Source organism: Lysinibacillus sp. NPDC096382 (assembly GCF_044762845.1).
In the GTDB taxonomy this organism is placed as follows: Bacteria; Bacillota; Bacilli; order Bacillales_A; family Planococcaceae; genus Lysinibacillus.
Genome location: NZ_JBIWFC010000008.1, coordinates 19,332 through 36,221, shown reverse-complemented (window position 1 = coordinate 36,221; position 16,890 = coordinate 19,332). Strand labels below are relative to the sequence as shown.

The window sequence follows — 16,890 nt, the reverse complement described above, 5'->3', positions numbered from 1 at the left end:
ACTTACAAGTATTTGACAAAGTGCGGCAGAAACTCTGTTCAATATGTCTCTTCGGGCGTGAAATGGCCGATTCCTTTTAATTCAAAGTCAAAAAATTTAAGAATTAATTCATTTTCAGTTTCAATACAGTAATATTTATCAATCTTGGCTTTTCCTCCTTGTATAATATATGTCAAAATAGGAGAGAAAAGCGACAAATCGGTCAAGCTTAAATGTTTTGCCCCTTTAAGATGAGTAGTATATGCTCCTTCGAACTGTTTATTATCGAGTTTGTTCGCTACATAAACAGGTGTACTTTCCAGTTGACGCCAAACATCGTCTGAATAAATGTTAAAAAGAGGTGTTGTGTAGGCTTTGTTGCTTGCCATAAAATTATCATCAGCTTTGTTATAAACAAGTTCACTAAAGAAAGTGGCATCGATATTTACTACTGCACTTACATCATTGCGTGCTCTACCTAGCCACACACTTGCAGCACCTCCCATTGAGTGCCCAAACACACCAATCTTCTCTGTATTGATATGTTGATAAATAGCGTTATTGTCACTTTCGGCTTTTGCTAGTATTGTATCAATGACAAAATTCATATCGTCTGTTCGTAGTTTCATCCATTTTTGGATAATATTATACCGTTCTTCGTTCGAGTAAACACCTTTATTCGCATTGTTGACTTCATTTTTAAAATCTGAATTGATCATAGTTACTATTCCATCCTCTGATCGAGTATAGAAGGAATGATAAGGATGATCGATGGAAACGACTACATAACCGTGGCTTGCTAGCTCAGTAAAAGTAGATCCGTTGCTTGTCTTAATACCATATGCTCCATGTGAGAATACTAATAGAGGGTATGTTCCATCTGCATTTTTGGGATACCAAAATTCCACATTAACACTTCTGTTGTCCCCCTTATCAGAAAACTCCTCAATACGATTCCTGTCAATATATGTGTCAGTAGCGGTTGCGACTTCATATTCTCCTGTCACTTTTGGTAATTGATACTGTGGGAAAATAATGACAGGTGAGAGTACAAAGACAAATATCAATATCATCATAATGGACTTCCACACAATGTTAGAAGTTTTGTATTGTTTGATATTCGTTCTCTTAAGGATAAGAGATACTGTCCCTTTAACGGCTAATAAGAAAAGAAGGATAGCAAGCATTACCCAGCAAAAACTCCAAACAATCACCGATGAAGCAGTAAGTATTACAAATACAATAAATACAGCAATCCTAATCCAATTTTTTAATTTTTTATGGTTGTGCTTAGTTGCTATGCAGTAGATTGCAAAAGCAATTTCGAAAATTAAAGCAATTACTAATAGTAATATTCCCATAGTTGTTCCTCCACCTCATTGGAAAAATTTTATGAAATCATCATAATAAACAGCTGGAAGGATGTATATGGAAAAACAGTAAGTTGTATTTATAAGCCAATAAGATGCAAAAAACGGTAAGCTCAAATGCTTACCGTAAAATAATCTGTTGCAGCCAATTACTGTACTGCTTATTGATTTTCTGTTTACTCATCAACGTCTTTCTTAAATGTCTTTAGTTTTTCATTGATTTTTTTGGCATCTTTTTTATCATTTTGCCATGACAGTAGATGAACAATGATATAGATTATCGCAATTTGCAGTGCAAGAATGATGACACCCGGACCAGTTACAAGATTCATAGCACTAGCAAGGACAATCAATAAAATCTCCAAAGTGAAGAAATGAATAATAATCCTTATACGCATTTTCTTCTCACTTAGATCATTTGGAGAATAAAAAATAAATCCCGTTAGTGCACCTAAAAATGAAAATGCCATAAGGATATAAATCGACTTCAAATCAAAGGCCATGTCAGGATCATACATTTGTCGCAACAAAGTAATAATCATGATTATGGATGCGAAGATGATAAAGAATTCCTTAATTATCTTTTGCACAAATTTCAAAAAATTCATATGTATCCCTCTTTACAAACCAAGCATATTTTTAAGGACAGGCACATACTGCCTTGATATAACAGCTCGTTCTCCGTTATCCAGCACCGCTTCGAATCGACCACTTATGGTCGGATAAACAGATGAAATTTTGGTGATATTCAAAATGGTTGATTTCGATGCGCGAAAACAGTTTTTTCCTTTACATAATTCTTCTAACTCGTATAGTTTTTGTTTTACCTCAAAAACGTTGTCCCTGCAGTAAATAAACACTTTTCCCTCAACTGCCTCGAAATAATAGATATCATGAAGCTTAATGCGGTGAATACTATCATTTTGATGTCCAAGTAAAATGATGTCTTTCGTTGTCAGCTTGTTAATGATTTCGTCTACCTCGTCATCAACCTCATAACACCTAATAAGAATCTCTTCTTCTAATTCTTGGCTTATTTCTTCAATTGAAATTTTCAAATGATCACCCACGAAATTTCAAATTCTTTAATTCTATTCAGTTTTATAAACTTGCAAATGAAGCATAGCTAAATTAATTTGTTTAATCTAATATTAACATCTCTATATACAATTTTATACATTTCATCAGAATACTGTATGGATTTTATTTTATGATAGTAGCCAAAGTCGGCTAAGTCAAGTGGACGAGAAAGGGAACAGTACAGATAAAGTATGAGGAAAATCACAATACCTACGAGATTTCCATATTAGACTAGCGGAGGTGGCTGACATTTTAATTAAGAAAACAAAGACTGAATTTAATATTGATTCCGGCCTTTGTTTTGTTCAACAATTCTAGAATTACACTTTACATAAACTTACTTTCATGTTAGATTACTCTATAATAAATTTGACAAAAGGAGGTGGAAGCAATGTTAACTGTTTTTAGAATTCTGTTCGGTAAAAACGTAAAAATTGGAAATGTTTTAGCTGTTAAAGGGAGTAGTCTGTCCTTTTTTAAGCTATACAACCATACAAAAACAGTTATCGGAGCTTTACCTCTATGGCAAATAAATGACAATGCAATGATTTAGAGTCTTTGTTTATTTATTTGTGCATATTTTTTTATTTAAAGTTCAGCACCGATAATTTTATCGGTGTTTTTTTGTGTTTAAGGTATAGACAACTCCTTTCAATTTACGCCTATAAAAATAGAGAGCTTATGGAAGGAATGAGAATGATGCAAGTAAAACTAAACAATAAGTATAAAAGAATAGAAGAATTATTAAAGGAACATAATTATCCTAACTTTAGAATGAAACAAATATTGAATGCCATTTTTAAAGAAAGAATAAATAAATTTTACGAAATTAATGTTCTTCCAAAGTCGTTAAGAGAAATGTTAATTAAGGAATTTGGAGAGTCTATTTTAGATGCTTCTCCTTTAAAGGAACAACATTCTGAGCAAGTCACTAAAGTTTTATTTGAGATTTCAGGAAAGGAAAAAATAGAAACGGTAAATATGAAGTATAAAGCTGGGTGGGAGTCATTTTGTATATCTTCTCAATGCGGATGTAATTTTGGGTGTAAATTTTGTGCAACAGGTGATATTGGATTAAAAAGAAATTTGACGTCAGATGAAATAACTGACCAAATCCTCTATTTTTACTTACAAGGTCACTCCATCGATAGTATTTCTTTTATGGGGATGGGAGAAGCATTAGCCAATGTACAAGTTTTTGATGCCTTAGATGTACTTACCGATCCTATGTTGTTTGCTTTAAGCCCTCGTAGAATATCTATTTCAACTATTGGTATTATTCCAAGTATAAAAAAAATGACTTTGAATTATCCGCAAGTCAATTTGACGTTTTCGTTACATTCCCCATTTAATGAACAACGAAGTAAGTTGATGCCGATTAATGATAGGTATCCATTATTAGATGTGATGGACACATTAGATGAGCATATTCGAACAACATCAAGAAAAGTATATATTGCTTATGTAATGTTACCTGGTGTAAATGATTCTATTGACCATGCTAAAGAAGTAGTAAGTTTATTAAAAGGTCGATATAAAGAAGGACGTTTATATCATGTAAATTTAATCAGGTATAACCCAACTGTTAGTTCTCCTTTAAGATTCGGCGAAATTAATGAAAGTCATGTTGTGAATTTTTACAAAAAATTAAAATCATCAGGTATTAATGTGACCATTAGAAGTCAATTTGGCATTGATATCGATGCAGCTTGTGGTCAATTGTATGGCAATTATCAAGGAGCAACAAGCCGTAATTTGAAATGAAGAAAATTGTTGAATTGTATTTCATAAAAAAATTTGGTAAAATGAAAATACAAATTATGAGAGGACTGATGAATGGACGATGATTAACTAAACTATATTTTTATTTGAAATGAACAACTTCAAACTTCAAATTACAAAAATATAGGATTAGTCTGTCCATTTTTATAAATCAGTTTACGTTTTATTTGTCATGGTTCCAATGGCAAAAAAGAACACTTATTTAGTATAAGTGAAAGACTAATCCTTCCAATTTCAAATTGGGAGGATTTTTTATGCTCTCATAGTTAGTCTGTAACATAAATCAAAAACAAAGGAGAGAAAAAAGTGAGCGATTCAGACACTATTGTTACGCATGTATTACTCCGTACAAGTCGTTAATATCCATCAACTTATACGGAGAAATTTTAAATGGATGGATATGCCGACTTTGTATAAAAAGTGAAAAGAATGGATATACAAAGGAGGATTTATCATGTCAATGATACAAGTTCAAAATTTAACTTTTTCTTATCCAAGTAGCTTTGACAATATTTTTGAAAATGTAAACTTTCAAATAGATACGGATTGGAAACTTGGATTTATCGGTCGAAATGGACGAGGAAAAACAACATTTTTTAATTTATTATTAGGGAATTATGAGTATAGTGGGAACATCAATTCTTCAGTGGAATTTAATTATTTCCCTTATCCAGTTTCGGATAAAAACAAGTATACGCATGAAATCATGGAAGAAATTTGCCCCCAAGCAGAAGATTGGGAAATTCTCCGTGAAATATCCTATCTGGACGTTGACGCCGAGGCTATGTATCGACCTTTTAATACATTATCAAATGGAGAACAAACAAAGGTGTTGCTTGCTACACTTTTTTTGACTGAGGGTCAATTTTTATTAATTGATGAGCCAACCAACCATTTAGACACGGAAGCTCGAAAGATGGTCTCTGACTATTTAAGGAAGAAAAAAGGGTTTATATTAATTTCACATGACCGAAACTTTTTAGATGGATGCGTTGACCATATTTTATCTATAAATAGGGCCAATATTGAAGTTCAAAGTGGTAACTATTCTTCTTGGAAGTTGAATTTTGATAGACAGCAGGAACACGAAGAGGCAACTAATGAGCGTTTACAAAAAGATATAGGGAGATTAAAACAGTCTTCAAAGCGTACATCAGGTTGGTCAAATCAAGTGGAAGCTTCCAAAAATGGAACAACGAATTCAGGTTCTAAGTTAGACAAAGGTTTTGTAGGACATAAAGCAGCAAAGATGATGAAGAGAGCAAAAAACCTTGAATCAAGGCAACAAAAAGCTATTGAGGAAAAGTCAAAACTGCTGAAAAATGTGGAAAAAACGGAGTCGTTAAAATTAGAATCATTGGCGTTTCATTCAAATGAATTGATTGTTTTGGCTGATGTGTCTGTTCAGTACGATGACCAAATAGTGAATAAGCCAATAAGCTTTAAACTAGAACAAGGTGACAGAATTGTGCTTGATGGCAAGAATGGAAGCGGAAAAAGTAGTATCCTCAAACTAATTCTAGGAAATCCGATACAGCATACGGGCTCGATGTATGGAGGTTCAGGACTTATTATTTCCTATGTCCAACAAGATACCTCTCATTTGAAGGGAATGTTATCGGACTTTATTGAAGAGCATGGGATTGATGAAACGTTATTTAAATCTATCCTACGTAAGATGGACTTTGACCGAATTCAATTTGAGAAAGATATTTCTCATTATTCTGGTGGACAAAAGAAAAAGCTACTTATAGCCAAAAGTTTATGTGAAAAAGCGCATATCTATATTTGGGATGAACCGTTGAATTTTATTGATATTTATTCGCGCATGCAGATTGAAGAGCTTATTAAAAATTTTAATCCCACAATGGTTTTTGTTGAGCATGATCAAGCATTTCAACAAACAGTTGCAACCAAAACTATATCTATGTAGTTAAATTTGAAAATTAATATGTAATTGAAGAATCCATTTTGAAACAATCTTTTTTTCAAAATGGATTCTTTTATTTATCGTAAAATACCGGATTATGAGTTGTACAAACTTTATTTCAAACAATAAAAGGATCATTACCAAAACGTGTGGTTGATTTCCGTTCCGACTGGGCGCTTTGTAGCTGACGCTTCGCTTTCGCTACAGAAAACATTTGTTGCTGCCGCTACATTAACACTACGCTTTCGCACAGAAAACATCCGCTACGCTGCAGGGTCTCGGGCCAACACGATGTTGGTCACGAAGGCGTTATCACAGGATGTGATGCTTTTAGCCTTCGTTCCTCTATCGCTGATCCCCGAGGAGTCGCCCAGTCTCCACTCCAATCAACTATTTACATAGTAGAAGTTTTAACAAAAGTCACCCACAACTTTTGGTGATGAACCTAATAAAAGGAGTAGCTGACAAAGGTATGAAATTAGCCAAACTCAGTATGGTGAGGAAACTGGTATGCCAAAAAAGTGGCTATTAATCAATTATTGTGATTGAATTATACGGTCATTAACAAATGCTTTTAAGAAAAATAATTCATTATCATTGGGGCCTCTTTTATTTTCTACCTTAAAGCACTTAATAGCATTTTCTAATGAGGTGGATTTTACAGCTCGACTTGCTGTTGTTAACTCTTCCCAATAAATATTCATTTCACTGGAATCACAGATCGATTCATGACCAAGTAAGAACATTTCAGCATTATATTTTTTAATGTCTTTAATCATAGGCAATAACAATGATTGCTTGAAATGAAATAGGCAATTTGTTGTTGTACAATATGCGGAATCACCTAAAAAAACAACTTTTTCATCAGGAATATAAATAATTGTAGAGTCGTCTGTATGAGTACTTTTGATTTTTTCAATTAGGCAAACTTTATTACCTAAATCAAGGGTTAATGTATTTTCAAAGATTACATCCGGAGAATTCAATTTAAAACTATCTCTTTTTGGTATATTAGCTTGTATAATCTCCATTGAATAACACTCCAATTGCATTTAAGTGTAAGTATATGGTAATATTGGGATAACTCTATTTGGATAGAAAGGATACAGGAGAACACGTATGCCAAACTTTACTTTGTAATGAATAAATTGGATAGCATTACCCTCAAAAAAACATTGTTTTTTTCAAGGGGGTAGTATGCCTATTTTTCTCATTACAAAGGAACCAAGCAACCCTGTAGTCTCAATGCGTCAGGAGGTCCTTGTATAGGATCTCCTTTTTTATTTAAACAATAAATTTTACATTGTACTGCGAGATATCCAAATAGATGCTTGCGTACCTTTATCTTAAGAGGTGAAGGATTAATGTTAAATATTACATTCCGCTGGAGACTTTCTCAAATACCAGAACGAACTGTCAAGAAGCACTGCAAAATGTGTGGGAAAATATCTGTTTTTACGGATACAAATGTACGAAGGCATAACGCAAACGGAAAAAATATATACCAATATGCAATATATAAATGCGAAAAAAATCATACGTGGAATAAAAAGTTAGCTATGTATAAAACGTTCTCAGAGCATGTTGCTGATGTTGAGGAGCAGAAAGAAGAAGCTTCAATATTATCAACGATTCCGATAATCAGCTTAGTAGAACAAGAAATAAAGGTGATACACATTGTATTAGATGATGTGATTGGCAAACATCGAATTGATAAAGTGCTTGCAATCCAAATTGAAGATTGGAGTCGATCACAGATCATAAAGAAAATTGAAGATGGAACAATTCAATTAAATGATCAAATCATTAAACCTAGTGCAAAATTGTCAAAGGGTGAACGCATTTCTATTTTCATTGACAAATAAATTTTTTTCAAGGTCGCAACATGGTGAAGGGAGACATTCCCTGCATAAGTGCGACCTTTTGTTTGAGGGAGAGCGTCACAGGCTGGATCATCAAATCTTAATGGTTATTTGGATAGTTCAATAATAAATCATAGGCGCCTTAAATAGGTTTATTACAACTTGTTCTTTTTAGTCTAACGACATCAAGGTAAGTCAGAAATCCCTATTCTTACGAATAAGGAAGAATAGAACAGTTGGACAATAGTCATTCATCTGTAAAGGAAAACGCGTCTATAATTCAGACATCAAGGTTAAGAGGGGAAATCAAATGGATAGGTTTAGCTTTAGTTTCTTTCGGCAACTTTAGCATGCAGTACCCTCAAATTAGATTTTTTTGGAAAACGGTGAAACTGTTGTCATAAATTCACGTCTACTAACCGAATCCTAATTTTAGGAGGTAGATATATAAATTATATTGAGTGTAACAATTTACAGGTTTTACGGATTAATCAATGATGAAGCTGCTCTTCGGGGTTTGAAAATAAAAGATAATGGGTTTTCGTACCGCAAAGGAAAAGAATTACGATATGCCTGATTATAAGTTTAATGAATTGACGAAACGAATTAAATAACAAAGTTTTAGTTGATCAAGGATAGGAAAAATAAAGGGGGCCAATACCATAAAAAAAATACTTTTCATTTTCATGTTTTTAAGTTTCAGTATAATAAGTGCATGCTCTGATCAAGAAGAACCTGTGCCGAACAAGTCACAAGAAGAGCAACAACCTAACGTGCCAAACAAGCCACAAGAAGAAGAGCGTCAATCACATGAAAATCAACAGGAACCATCCAAAACAAATAAAGGAAACATAGTAGCATCTAATACACAGGCTGGTGCACTAAAAAATATGAAGGACCAGCTTAAAACTAATTTACCTATAATTTTACCAAAAGGACTTCCGATAACAAAAGGTACATTTTTAACTGCAACAACGAAGGCAGAAGCAAACCAAGTTGAAGTACTATTTTTTGAAAGTAAAGAGTATTTGCCAATCAATGATAGAAAGCTTAAAAATTCACAGACAGCTACGATTATTGCAAGACTAGTAGTAAAGCAATATCCGAATGCTAAAGTAGCAAATGAGCAAATTTCATTTGTGAACTATAGTCAAAATGGTGGTCAAAAGGTTGATCTTGGCTATAACCTTAAAGGTTATCAGGATGCTGGAGCTGGATCGCTATGGACTGGTTGGAATGAGGGACGATGGGCTTTAGCGACACATACACGAACAAACAATCCAGATGCAGGTGTGAAGCTTGCTAAACAGGCAGTCCAATTTTTAGAAACACATATGCTTCCTATTCCAAAACAAAATGGTTTTGCGCGCTTAGATGTTTATAAATCAGGAAATATAATTGTTTGGCAGGACGAAAAACTTGTCTATACGCTTGATTTAATCAAAGAGCCGCTAAAAGCACTTGAAATTGCTGCAGCTTTTTACCATTAACAAATTCTAATTAGTGTGATGCAATAATCCGCTTTACCTAACTAAATTTGTTAGGGGCTGAGGACTAAGCCAACATGTGAAGGGCAATTAAAAAGTAGGATGCACTCCTATGGATAGTATGTTTTAGTTAAGAGTATAGCGGTGAACAAATTAGGTTTAGTTTTAGATAGATTCGTAAAAAATGATGTATTGTATATAAATGTTAAGCGCCTGAGGTTGAATTGACTCAGGCGTTTTTTGAGTAAGAGCTTGTTCGGAATTACCTATGACATAAAGCAATTTGCAAAACGTTCATTACCATTATTGCTGATGAGTGAAGTTACATGAAAAATGATCTTCGTTTCTAGCGCAATTGCATGATTACTTAGTAGTAGTGATTTTAAAACTTGCGTTATTATGCTAATATTTACACAAATGAGAATATGAAAAGGAGACCTTTATGAATTCATATGAAACGAAAGTGAAAGAATTTTTAGACGCTAATAATGTAAAAGCTGAGCACTTCGTTTTTAATCAATCATGTCACTCTGTAAAAGAGGCTGCTGAAGCAGTTAATGGTTCGGAAGACGATTTTGTAAAAAATATTTGCATGATTGACTCAAATAATGAATTAATAGTTGCTATTGTAAAAGGAAACAATAGAGCTAGTACGACTCGTGTTGCTAAATCATTAAACATAGAAAAACCAAGACTTGCTAACGGCAATGAAATTATTGAACATACAGGTTTTCCACCAGGTGGAGTCCCTTCTTTTGGTTTTCAAGCAAAGTTTTTAGTTGATCCCAAAGTAACAAATATGGATTACATATATACTGGTGGTGGTTCTGAAAACTCATTAGTTAAAATAAATGTTCAAGACTTATTAAGAATCAATCAAGGTACTATTATTAAAGTAAGTAAATAGTAATTTATCACAACCGTATATAGTGATGGAATTTAAAATTCCACTTTGGTAACGTAACATGCTTCTTCAACAAGCTTGCACCGTTAGTTCAATAAAGAACAAAGAATTGCGTTTTAATGAAGCTTGATTTATCTAATTAAGATTCGTTTGCATAATAGGGCATTGGGTCACTAGACTAAATGTGACCCAATGCATCCCCTTTATAAATTTTTTATCTGTTTTAGTAAGTCATTAAGTTCATTCGTCTCTTTTTTAGTCTTAGTAAGTGTTATGATCCAAGCAAACAAATAGAGTAATAAAAAACCACCAATAAAATCTACGCTTAGAAAATGATCTACCCACTTGTTATATAAAGATATAGAAAAGACTACTAGAAACATCATGATAAAATGGATGACTAAAGCAAACAAATAGTTCAATTTTTCAATGTCAAAAATGATTGTAAAAATACCTGCGCAAGCCGAGATTATGAATACACTAATAATCTCAGCTTCTGAAGAAATGATATTTTTTCTCGATAGTAAAACCATCATATAAATAAATGCACCAGTGCCTAAACCTGAAAATAGTCTGTTTTTTAATTGCAACGAAATGTCTTCCTCTCAAAATAAGATAGGCTTGTTTAATTCTTTTTGTACATAATATGTAAAAAGAATTCCCCCAAAGAAAAGTCCGATAGATAGTCCATTTATAGCAGAATAAATGATATTAAATGAAAGGTCATTATAAAATGATGGCGAGATGCCTAAAGTTACATTTAAGAGATACTTCACTAAAAAGTTTATTAGAATAATGATCAATGGAAGATAGCACTTCTTTCTGATGATTACTGATTCCTGTTTGAAGAACATTTGATATTTTTTGTACAATAAATAACCAATTAAAGTCCCGGGTAATATGAAAAAGAAATAGCTAATCAAACAAAATTCTAAGTGTGAAAATTGAGAGGTCATTTTTTCAAATCCCCATATCATAAATATGAAAGGAACTAAAAACATTTTAGATAAATTGATTGGCCTTTCTTGGGAGATAGCGATACCTCTTTTTATTAAAATAATTAGTAATAGCCATACTGGCAATGGCGTTCTTAAAACTACTTCTCTAATGATGTTATACATTCTTTATTGCCTCCTTTAATGTTATTCATAATGGCATCAAAGAGGGAATAAAGAAATACGTCTAAACATATGTGGTGAAAATCAATACATAAGTGGACTTTTGGAATATGTTTTTAGCGTCTTTTTCAAAGAAGATACATATTTTCTTGACACAATTACTTTCTCTTCATTCGAGAGAATGGCTTCAAGATTACCGTTAGGTTTAACCGAAAATTTATTTAAAAAATGAATATTGATCATGATCGTTTTTGAGATTCTGATGAAGTTATTGGGAAGATCATGCTCCAATTTATATAAAGGGCTTTTTGTTTCAAAAATAGTATCATTTGTATAAATGAATATTTTCCGTTCAAGATATTCTAAATAAAATATATTGGAATAAGGAATTTTTTCTTGTTCGTTTTTTGATGTAGACCTCGCTAATAAATAGTTGTCAGAGCTTTTTTCAAGAGTTGATACGATATCTTGAATAAAAGACGTTACTTTGTGAATGTTAAATGTACATGTTTCTTCTGTAAGTTTTTCAATAATTTTAATGTTAACCTTCATGTAAGACATATTTTCCTTTCAAAATGGGTTCTTCGTAATTTAAGTGAATGAAAAGAGTATATCAAATGTTACGCTGATTTTTATAATTGTAGGATAGTTTTCACCAATATTATATATATAAAAACATAAATCTATGAAATAAGCCATTTCTAAGCAGAAAAATCTGTCTATAGAAATGGTTTTTTATTGTATGTAAAAATTTGTTTCAAAAATTCAGTCTTGTATCATTTTTGAAACCTACAATGAAGTCAAAGGAAGGGAGTAGTGAAGATGAAGATGAAAAAAATTAGTCTTGTTGTAGTTCTCATATTGGCAGGTTTTATTACAAATGACGTAGTCGTACATGCAGATGATCATGAACATAAAGATAAAAAACATGAAAAGTATAAAGAATATAAGGACTATAAAGACGACGATGATGATGATGATGAGAAATATTACGATGACGATGAAGAAGAAGGTGAAACGTATTATTTTCAAGACGCAGTAAGTGCGAAAGGTACTTGGAATATTTGGACACGAACAGTTGCTGTAGATAAAGAAGCGCTACCTTTTACAAATTCTCAAAAAGTTACGTTAAAGGTAGAAGGGACAAATAAGGAGCTAAGCTTTTTTATTGTACCAAAAGACAGAGAATTTTTTGTACCTGGAAAAGCTGTAGCACAGGTTTTAGGAGCGGAAGCGACATTTTACAAAGAGAGTAAAATTTTAAATATCAAAAATGAAGCAAATGAATTAATTTACCGAGCTGGAACTAACGTTGTTTATGATAACAATGTGAAAACGCCATCTCCTGCACAAGTATTTTACATGAATGAAGAATTATATGTACCTATTAGTACAATAACGAATGGCTTAGGTTATATAGCAGAGTGGCAAGAGAATAATCAAACATTTGTCTGCCAACCAATTACGAATTAGGGGGAAGCACTATGAAAGATCTGAAAAAGGCAAAATGGGTATTAGGGGCGTCAGGGATACTTTTATCTGCAGCGATACTAACCCAAATTAACAGTCCAACAGAAGCCGAAACTAGACGTGCAAATAATGTTCAGGAAGTAGATCAGAAAAATATGACGAAGAAAGAAAAAGAACTCGTACAGCTGGATTGGACAAACTTTGAAATTACAAGTCAGTCTGCTGTCAAAAGCGAGCGCAAAACGAAAAGAACTTAATGGAGTTGGTCGTGTGGATACACTAACTTTGCAAATAATGAATACTGAATTTTATATAGCTATGCCAAAAGGTGTTCATTTCGTATGGAAAGAAAAAGCTGAGAAATGGCTTCAATACGTAGCAAAAGAATGGTCAAGATTTCAATCGAATAATGAATTATCACAACTAAATAATTTGGCAATTGGCGAAACGTTACGCATTAGTTCGTTACTATATGATTGTTTAATGCAAGCGGATCAATATTATCAACTTTCTAATAGTTTATTTTCACCGTATCTTAAACGCCAATTAGAACAGCATGGCTACAACCAATCTTTTCCATTTAATGCAGCTAACAGCAAGGCATTTCAAAACAAACCTCTGATTGCAGATCAACCATTTCAATTTCTAGGCGATGAGCAAGTAATGAAGGTAGCGCAGCAGGAAATTGATTTAGGTGGATTTGCTAAAGGATATGCCATTGAAAAATTGGCGAATTGGCTTGAAGAAGAGGTATCTCCTGATTACGGACTAATAGACGGGGGAGGGGATATGAAAATGTGGTCTTCTGGGGACAAGACATGGACAATCGGCGTTGCAGATGCCTGGGATATCGACAAGGAAATTAGCTCGATTAAGATGAAAACAGGTGCCATTGCTACATCTAATCGTGTTTATCGAAGCTGGATACAAGGAACATGGAAGAAGCATCATTTATTAAACGGACAAACAGGTGAAATTGCAAATACTGAAGTATTACAAGCTTCAGTCGTAACATCCTCTTTATGTGATGCAGAGGTTGGTGCCAAACTGTGCTTTCTTATGGATGAAAGGGAATTGCAGCAATGGTTCGAAAATAATTGTCAACATAGTGCCCGTTTCATTGTTAAAGAAGGGCAAGTAGCAACTTGGAGAATGACGGGGGTGAAATAGATGACCATCAGTACGTGGGAATGGATTCGATTATTAGGGTTTTTAGCGTATTTTTACTTTACAATTTCCATTATATTTGGGTTGTTGAGAAAATCATCATTTGTCAAATCCTATAAAAATTTAATTTATCATATACATCAAAATGCGGGATGGCTAGGATTAATCACCGTAATAGCGCATATGTTAGTGCTTTTAATCGATCAATATGAGCCGTATAGTATAATAGCAATTTTAATTCCATTCTCAGCTAAATATCAGTCTTTACCATCAGCACTTGGAACAATAGCATTTTATTTGTTATTAATGGTGATTATGACATCGGATTTATGGATTCGTACAATGAATCGCTCCTTATGGAAAAAACTGCACTTTCTTGTGTTACCAGCATGGGTATCATCGCTCGTTCATGGAGTGCTAATTGGAACGGATACAGAAAATACATTGATTATTATGTTTTATGTAGTTTCTGGGGGGATTACGATGTTAGTGCTGGTTGCGAGAACAATAAGCCAGCTCATGAAAAGAGAAAATATTTCAACGTCACAACAATAAATCAATTATGCCTCGGCATAATTGTAGCTGACGCTTCGCTTTCGCGCAGAAAATGATTGCTGAAAGAAGTTAACAGGAAGCGGTGCCATTTTAAAAAGCCCCGCTTCCTTTATGTTGAACAATATTTATATAGGGAATTCAATATGAAATGTAGTGCCTTTACCTACTTTACTTGTCGCGTAAATTTTCCCATCATGTTGCTCCACTATTGCTTTTGCTATGGCAAGACCCAAACCAGTGCCATTTCGTTGACGAGCAGCATCACTTCGGTAGAATCGCTCAAACACTAAAGGTAATTCCTGTTCAGTCATACCAACGCCGCTATCAGCAACAGTAATTTTTACAGAATCTCTATTTTTTAAAAGCGTCAGTGTTATTGCTCCACTATTTGTATATCTTATCGCATTGTCTAAAAGAATATAGAGTAGCTCTTGTATTTTTGAAGCATCACCAAGTAGCTCGATGTTTTCTTGGATTTCAGTAGAAAGCTGGATGTCAGGAGGCATAATCCTTTGGAATTTCGTGCCCACTTTTTTGAGTAAAGTTGATAATAGTATGGTTTCTTTTTGAATGGCAACCTGTTGCTGATCATGTCTTGCTAAGAACAGCAGTTTATCTATGAGCTCTTTCATTATTTCAGATTCATCTTTTAAATCCGTAATTAATTCTTTTCCAAAAGGGCTTAATTGCTTTGCTTCCTCTACTTCTAAAATTTCAAGTGAACTATAAAAAATACTCAATGGTGTTCGTAATTCATGGGATGCATCGGATACGAATTTTTTTTGTTTATCGAACGACCATTGAATAGGTACCATCGCTTTCCCAGCCATATAATAGGACAGCAGACCGATTAAGACCGTTGAAATACAAGTTAATAAGATTAGTAAATACTTTGTCATTTGGAAAAAATGATGCTGTGACGTCACAGATTTACCAACGATTATATAACCAGCTACCATATCATCGTTAAAAATTGGCTTTTTTAGAAGTAGAAAATGCTCTTCTTGCCATTCATAATGCTGTACGAGGTCCTCATCTGGATTTCTATCGCCAAACGCTTTTTCAACCTGATTTTTCAGACCCTTGTAAGATTCGTCACCATGGACAAACTTGTGATCCTTTGTGTAAATATAGTAAAAAAAACTGCGATTTGGATCATAACTTAAAGTTTTAGTATTGGCATGAACATGTTCAAAGAAATCGTGCTCTTGCCGAACATAAAAATCTTCTAATTCGTTTATTTGTTGATTTTCCATTAATTTTACGAGGGAAAAGTAAAGAACAATAACGAATAGTGAAAATAGCAAAAAATAAAGCGTTGCATACAAAAAGGATAATTTTTTTTTCGTTTTATGAAACATTAGTCTTCCCTCAGTTTATAGCCAATTCCTCTAACATTTTGAATCCGTGATTTGGATTGGCCATCATCAATTTTTTTTCGTACAAGTTTGACTAAAGCATCTAAGGAATTATTCGAAACATCGTAATCGTAGCCCCAAATATAAATACAAATTTGTTCTCTCGTTAGTACACGACCTTTATTGATAAATAAATATTCTAACAGTAAAAACTCGTTTTTTGTTAGATCTATACTTTCATTATTGTACAAAAACACACGGGAATCTACATTCAGCTGTAATTGCTCTATTTGGATGACCTGTTCTATCACTTTATCTTTTCTTCGTAATAATGCACGAATTCTTGCTAACAATTCCTCTATTTTAAATGGCTTTACTATGTAATCATCTGCGCCACTATCAAGTCCTTTAATGATGTCCTCTGTGTCGTCCTTCGCTGTTAGCATTAAAATACTACCATTGAATCCAGCATTTCGTAGCTGCTGGCACACTTGAATTCCACTAAGGTTCGGCATCATCCAATCTAAAATAACAAGATCGTATTGCTCTGTAAGCGTATGGTCTAGCGCTTCCTGACCGTTCTCCGCTTCTGTCACATTGTGAAATTCTTTCTTTAGAATATGAACGATATTCCTTCTTAATCGTGCATCATCTTCTGCTAGTAATATTTTCAAGGCAGCTTCCTCCTAGTACCTATATTCAACTAAGTATACGCATTAAAAATGACATGAAACTGAAAAAGTTACTTCCTCCACTATATGTATTTCATACTTCGATAAGAGTTGTAGCTTTTACTATCTATAATGTCCTTAAATATAGAAATAGGGG

19 protein-coding genes are annotated in these 16,890 nt (G+C 33.4%); 10 read left to right on the top strand and 9 right to left on the bottom strand.

Translation table 11 applies throughout. The features are described from left to right. Positions 1-38: 38 nt before the first annotated feature. The 3 genes from ACIQZA_RS13015 to ACIQZA_RS13005 all read right to left on the bottom strand — a co-directional run bounded on the left by ACIQZA_RS13015 (position 39) and on the right by ACIQZA_RS13005 (position 2,407). A complete protein-coding gene (locus ACIQZA_RS13015; protein WP_402881756.1) occupies positions 39-1,340 on the bottom strand; it encodes an alpha/beta hydrolase family protein in 1,302 nt (433 codons plus the stop codon). Between the two features lie 185 nt (positions 1,341-1,525). Then, on the bottom strand, positions 1,526-1,957 hold the full coding sequence (locus tag ACIQZA_RS13010; RefSeq protein WP_402881754.1) for a DUF3021 family protein: 432 nt from the start codon (positions 1,955-1,957) through the stop codon (positions 1,526-1,528). Between the two features lie 12 nt (positions 1,958-1,969). Continuing rightward, the gene (locus tag ACIQZA_RS13005) at positions 1,970-2,407 is read right to left on the bottom strand and encodes a LytTR family DNA-binding domain-containing protein (RefSeq protein WP_142506932.1); all 438 of its coding nucleotides are present in this window, start codon (positions 2,405-2,407) and stop codon (positions 1,970-1,972) included. A 413-nt stretch (positions 2,408-2,820) separates the two neighbouring features. On the opposite strand from ACIQZA_RS13005, the gene ACIQZA_RS13000 reads away from it, so the two are divergent. The 3 genes from ACIQZA_RS13000 to ACIQZA_RS12990 all read left to right on the top strand — a co-directional run bounded on the left by ACIQZA_RS13000 (position 2,821) and on the right by ACIQZA_RS12990 (position 6,144). After that, positions 2,821-2,982, top strand: coding sequence for a hypothetical protein (locus ACIQZA_RS13000; RefSeq protein ID WP_400934824.1), 162 nt, complete (start codon positions 2,821-2,823; stop codon positions 2,980-2,982). Between the two features lie 146 nt (positions 2,983-3,128). Next, on the top strand, positions 3,129-4,193 hold the full coding sequence (locus ACIQZA_RS12995; RefSeq protein ID WP_402881911.1) for a Cfr family 23S rRNA (adenine(2503)-C(8))-methyltransferase: 1,065 nt from the start codon (positions 3,129-3,131) through the stop codon (positions 4,191-4,193). A gap of 472 nt (positions 4,194-4,665) precedes the next feature. Continuing rightward, the gene (locus ACIQZA_RS12990; protein WP_402881750.1) at positions 4,666-6,144 is read left to right on the top strand and encodes an Lsa family ABC-F type ribosomal protection protein; all 1,479 of its coding nucleotides are present in this window, start codon (positions 4,666-4,668) and stop codon (positions 6,142-6,144) included. Positions 6,145-6,677: 533 nt separating this feature from the next. Here the strand turns inward: ACIQZA_RS12990 and ACIQZA_RS12985 are convergent. Next, a complete protein-coding gene (locus ACIQZA_RS12985) occupies positions 6,678-7,172 on the bottom strand; it encodes an MBL fold metallo-hydrolase (protein WP_402881748.1) in 495 nt (164 codons plus the stop codon). A gap of 333 nt (positions 7,173-7,505) precedes the next feature. Here ACIQZA_RS12985 and ACIQZA_RS12980 point away from each other — a divergent pair, with 333 nt between their 5' ends. The 3 genes from ACIQZA_RS12980 to ACIQZA_RS12970 all read left to right on the top strand — a co-directional run bounded on the left by ACIQZA_RS12980 (position 7,506) and on the right by ACIQZA_RS12970 (position 10,397). Next, positions 7,506-8,006: a S4 domain-containing protein gene (locus ACIQZA_RS12980; protein ID WP_400934828.1), complete on the top strand. Its 501-nt coding sequence runs from the start codon at positions 7,506-7,508 to the stop codon at positions 8,004-8,006. Between the two features lie 734 nt (positions 8,007-8,740). Then, entirely contained in the window at positions 8,741-9,493 is a 753-nt protein-coding gene (locus tag ACIQZA_RS12975) for a hypothetical protein (protein WP_402881746.1), read from the top strand. Positions 9,494-9,932: 439 nt separating this feature from the next. Beyond that, a complete protein-coding gene (locus ACIQZA_RS12970; RefSeq protein WP_400934831.1) occupies positions 9,933-10,397 on the top strand; it encodes an aminoacyl-tRNA deacylase in 465 nt (154 codons plus the stop codon). A 200-nt stretch (positions 10,398-10,597) separates the two neighbouring features. Here the strand turns inward: ACIQZA_RS12970 and ACIQZA_RS12965 are convergent, their stop codons facing one another. From ACIQZA_RS12965 to ACIQZA_RS12955, 3 genes are all read right to left on the bottom strand, one after another. Beyond that, a complete protein-coding gene (locus ACIQZA_RS12965; RefSeq protein ID WP_402881743.1) occupies positions 10,598-10,984 on the bottom strand; it encodes a DUF3021 family protein in 387 nt (128 codons plus the stop codon). A 15-nt stretch (positions 10,985-10,999) separates the two neighbouring features. Then, positions 11,000-11,515, bottom strand: a complete 516-nt coding sequence (locus tag ACIQZA_RS12960; protein WP_400934834.1) for a hypothetical protein — start codon at positions 11,513-11,515, stop codon at positions 11,000-11,002. Positions 11,516-11,596: 81 nt separating this feature from the next. After that, the gene (locus ACIQZA_RS12955) at positions 11,597-12,064 is read right to left on the bottom strand and encodes a LytTR family DNA-binding domain-containing protein (RefSeq protein ID WP_400934835.1); all 468 of its coding nucleotides are present in this window, start codon (positions 12,062-12,064) and stop codon (positions 11,597-11,599) included. 270 nt (positions 12,065-12,334) lie between these two features. Here ACIQZA_RS12955 and ACIQZA_RS12950 point away from each other — a divergent pair, with 270 nt between their 5' ends. The 4 genes from ACIQZA_RS12950 to ACIQZA_RS12935 are packed head-to-tail and all read left to right on the top strand — an operon-like array spanning position 12,335 to position 14,704. After that, positions 12,335-12,985 carry a stalk domain-containing protein gene (locus ACIQZA_RS12950; protein WP_402881741.1) on the top strand — a complete coding sequence of 217 codons (651 nt, stop codon included), beginning with the start codon at positions 12,335-12,337 and terminating at the stop codon, positions 12,983-12,985. Between the two features lie 11 nt (positions 12,986-12,996). Further along, on the top strand, positions 12,997-13,239 hold the full coding sequence (locus ACIQZA_RS12945) for a hypothetical protein (protein ID WP_400934837.1): 243 nt from the start codon (positions 12,997-12,999) through the stop codon (positions 13,237-13,239). Between the two features lie 13 nt (positions 13,240-13,252). Next, complete coding sequence (locus ACIQZA_RS12940; protein WP_400934838.1) at positions 13,253-14,152, top strand: FAD:protein FMN transferase; 900 nt, start codon at positions 13,253-13,255, stop codon at positions 14,150-14,152. Next, the gene (locus ACIQZA_RS12935) at positions 14,153-14,704 is read left to right on the top strand and encodes a ferric reductase-like transmembrane domain-containing protein (RefSeq protein ID WP_402881737.1); all 552 of its coding nucleotides are present in this window, start codon (positions 14,153-14,155) and stop codon (positions 14,702-14,704) included. Between the two features lie 125 nt (positions 14,705-14,829). On the opposite strand, the gene ACIQZA_RS12930 is transcribed toward ACIQZA_RS12935, so the two are convergent. After that, positions 14,830-16,065, bottom strand: a complete 1,236-nt coding sequence (locus tag ACIQZA_RS12930) for a sensor histidine kinase (protein WP_400934841.1) — start codon at positions 16,063-16,065, stop codon at positions 14,830-14,832. Next, complete coding sequence (locus tag ACIQZA_RS12925; protein ID WP_402881734.1) at positions 16,065-16,736, bottom strand: response regulator transcription factor; 672 nt, start codon at positions 16,734-16,736, stop codon at positions 16,065-16,067. Before ACIQZA_RS12925 ends, ACIQZA_RS12930 begins: the two co-directional genes overlap by 1 nt. Between the last annotated feature and the right edge of the window lie 154 nt (positions 16,737-16,890).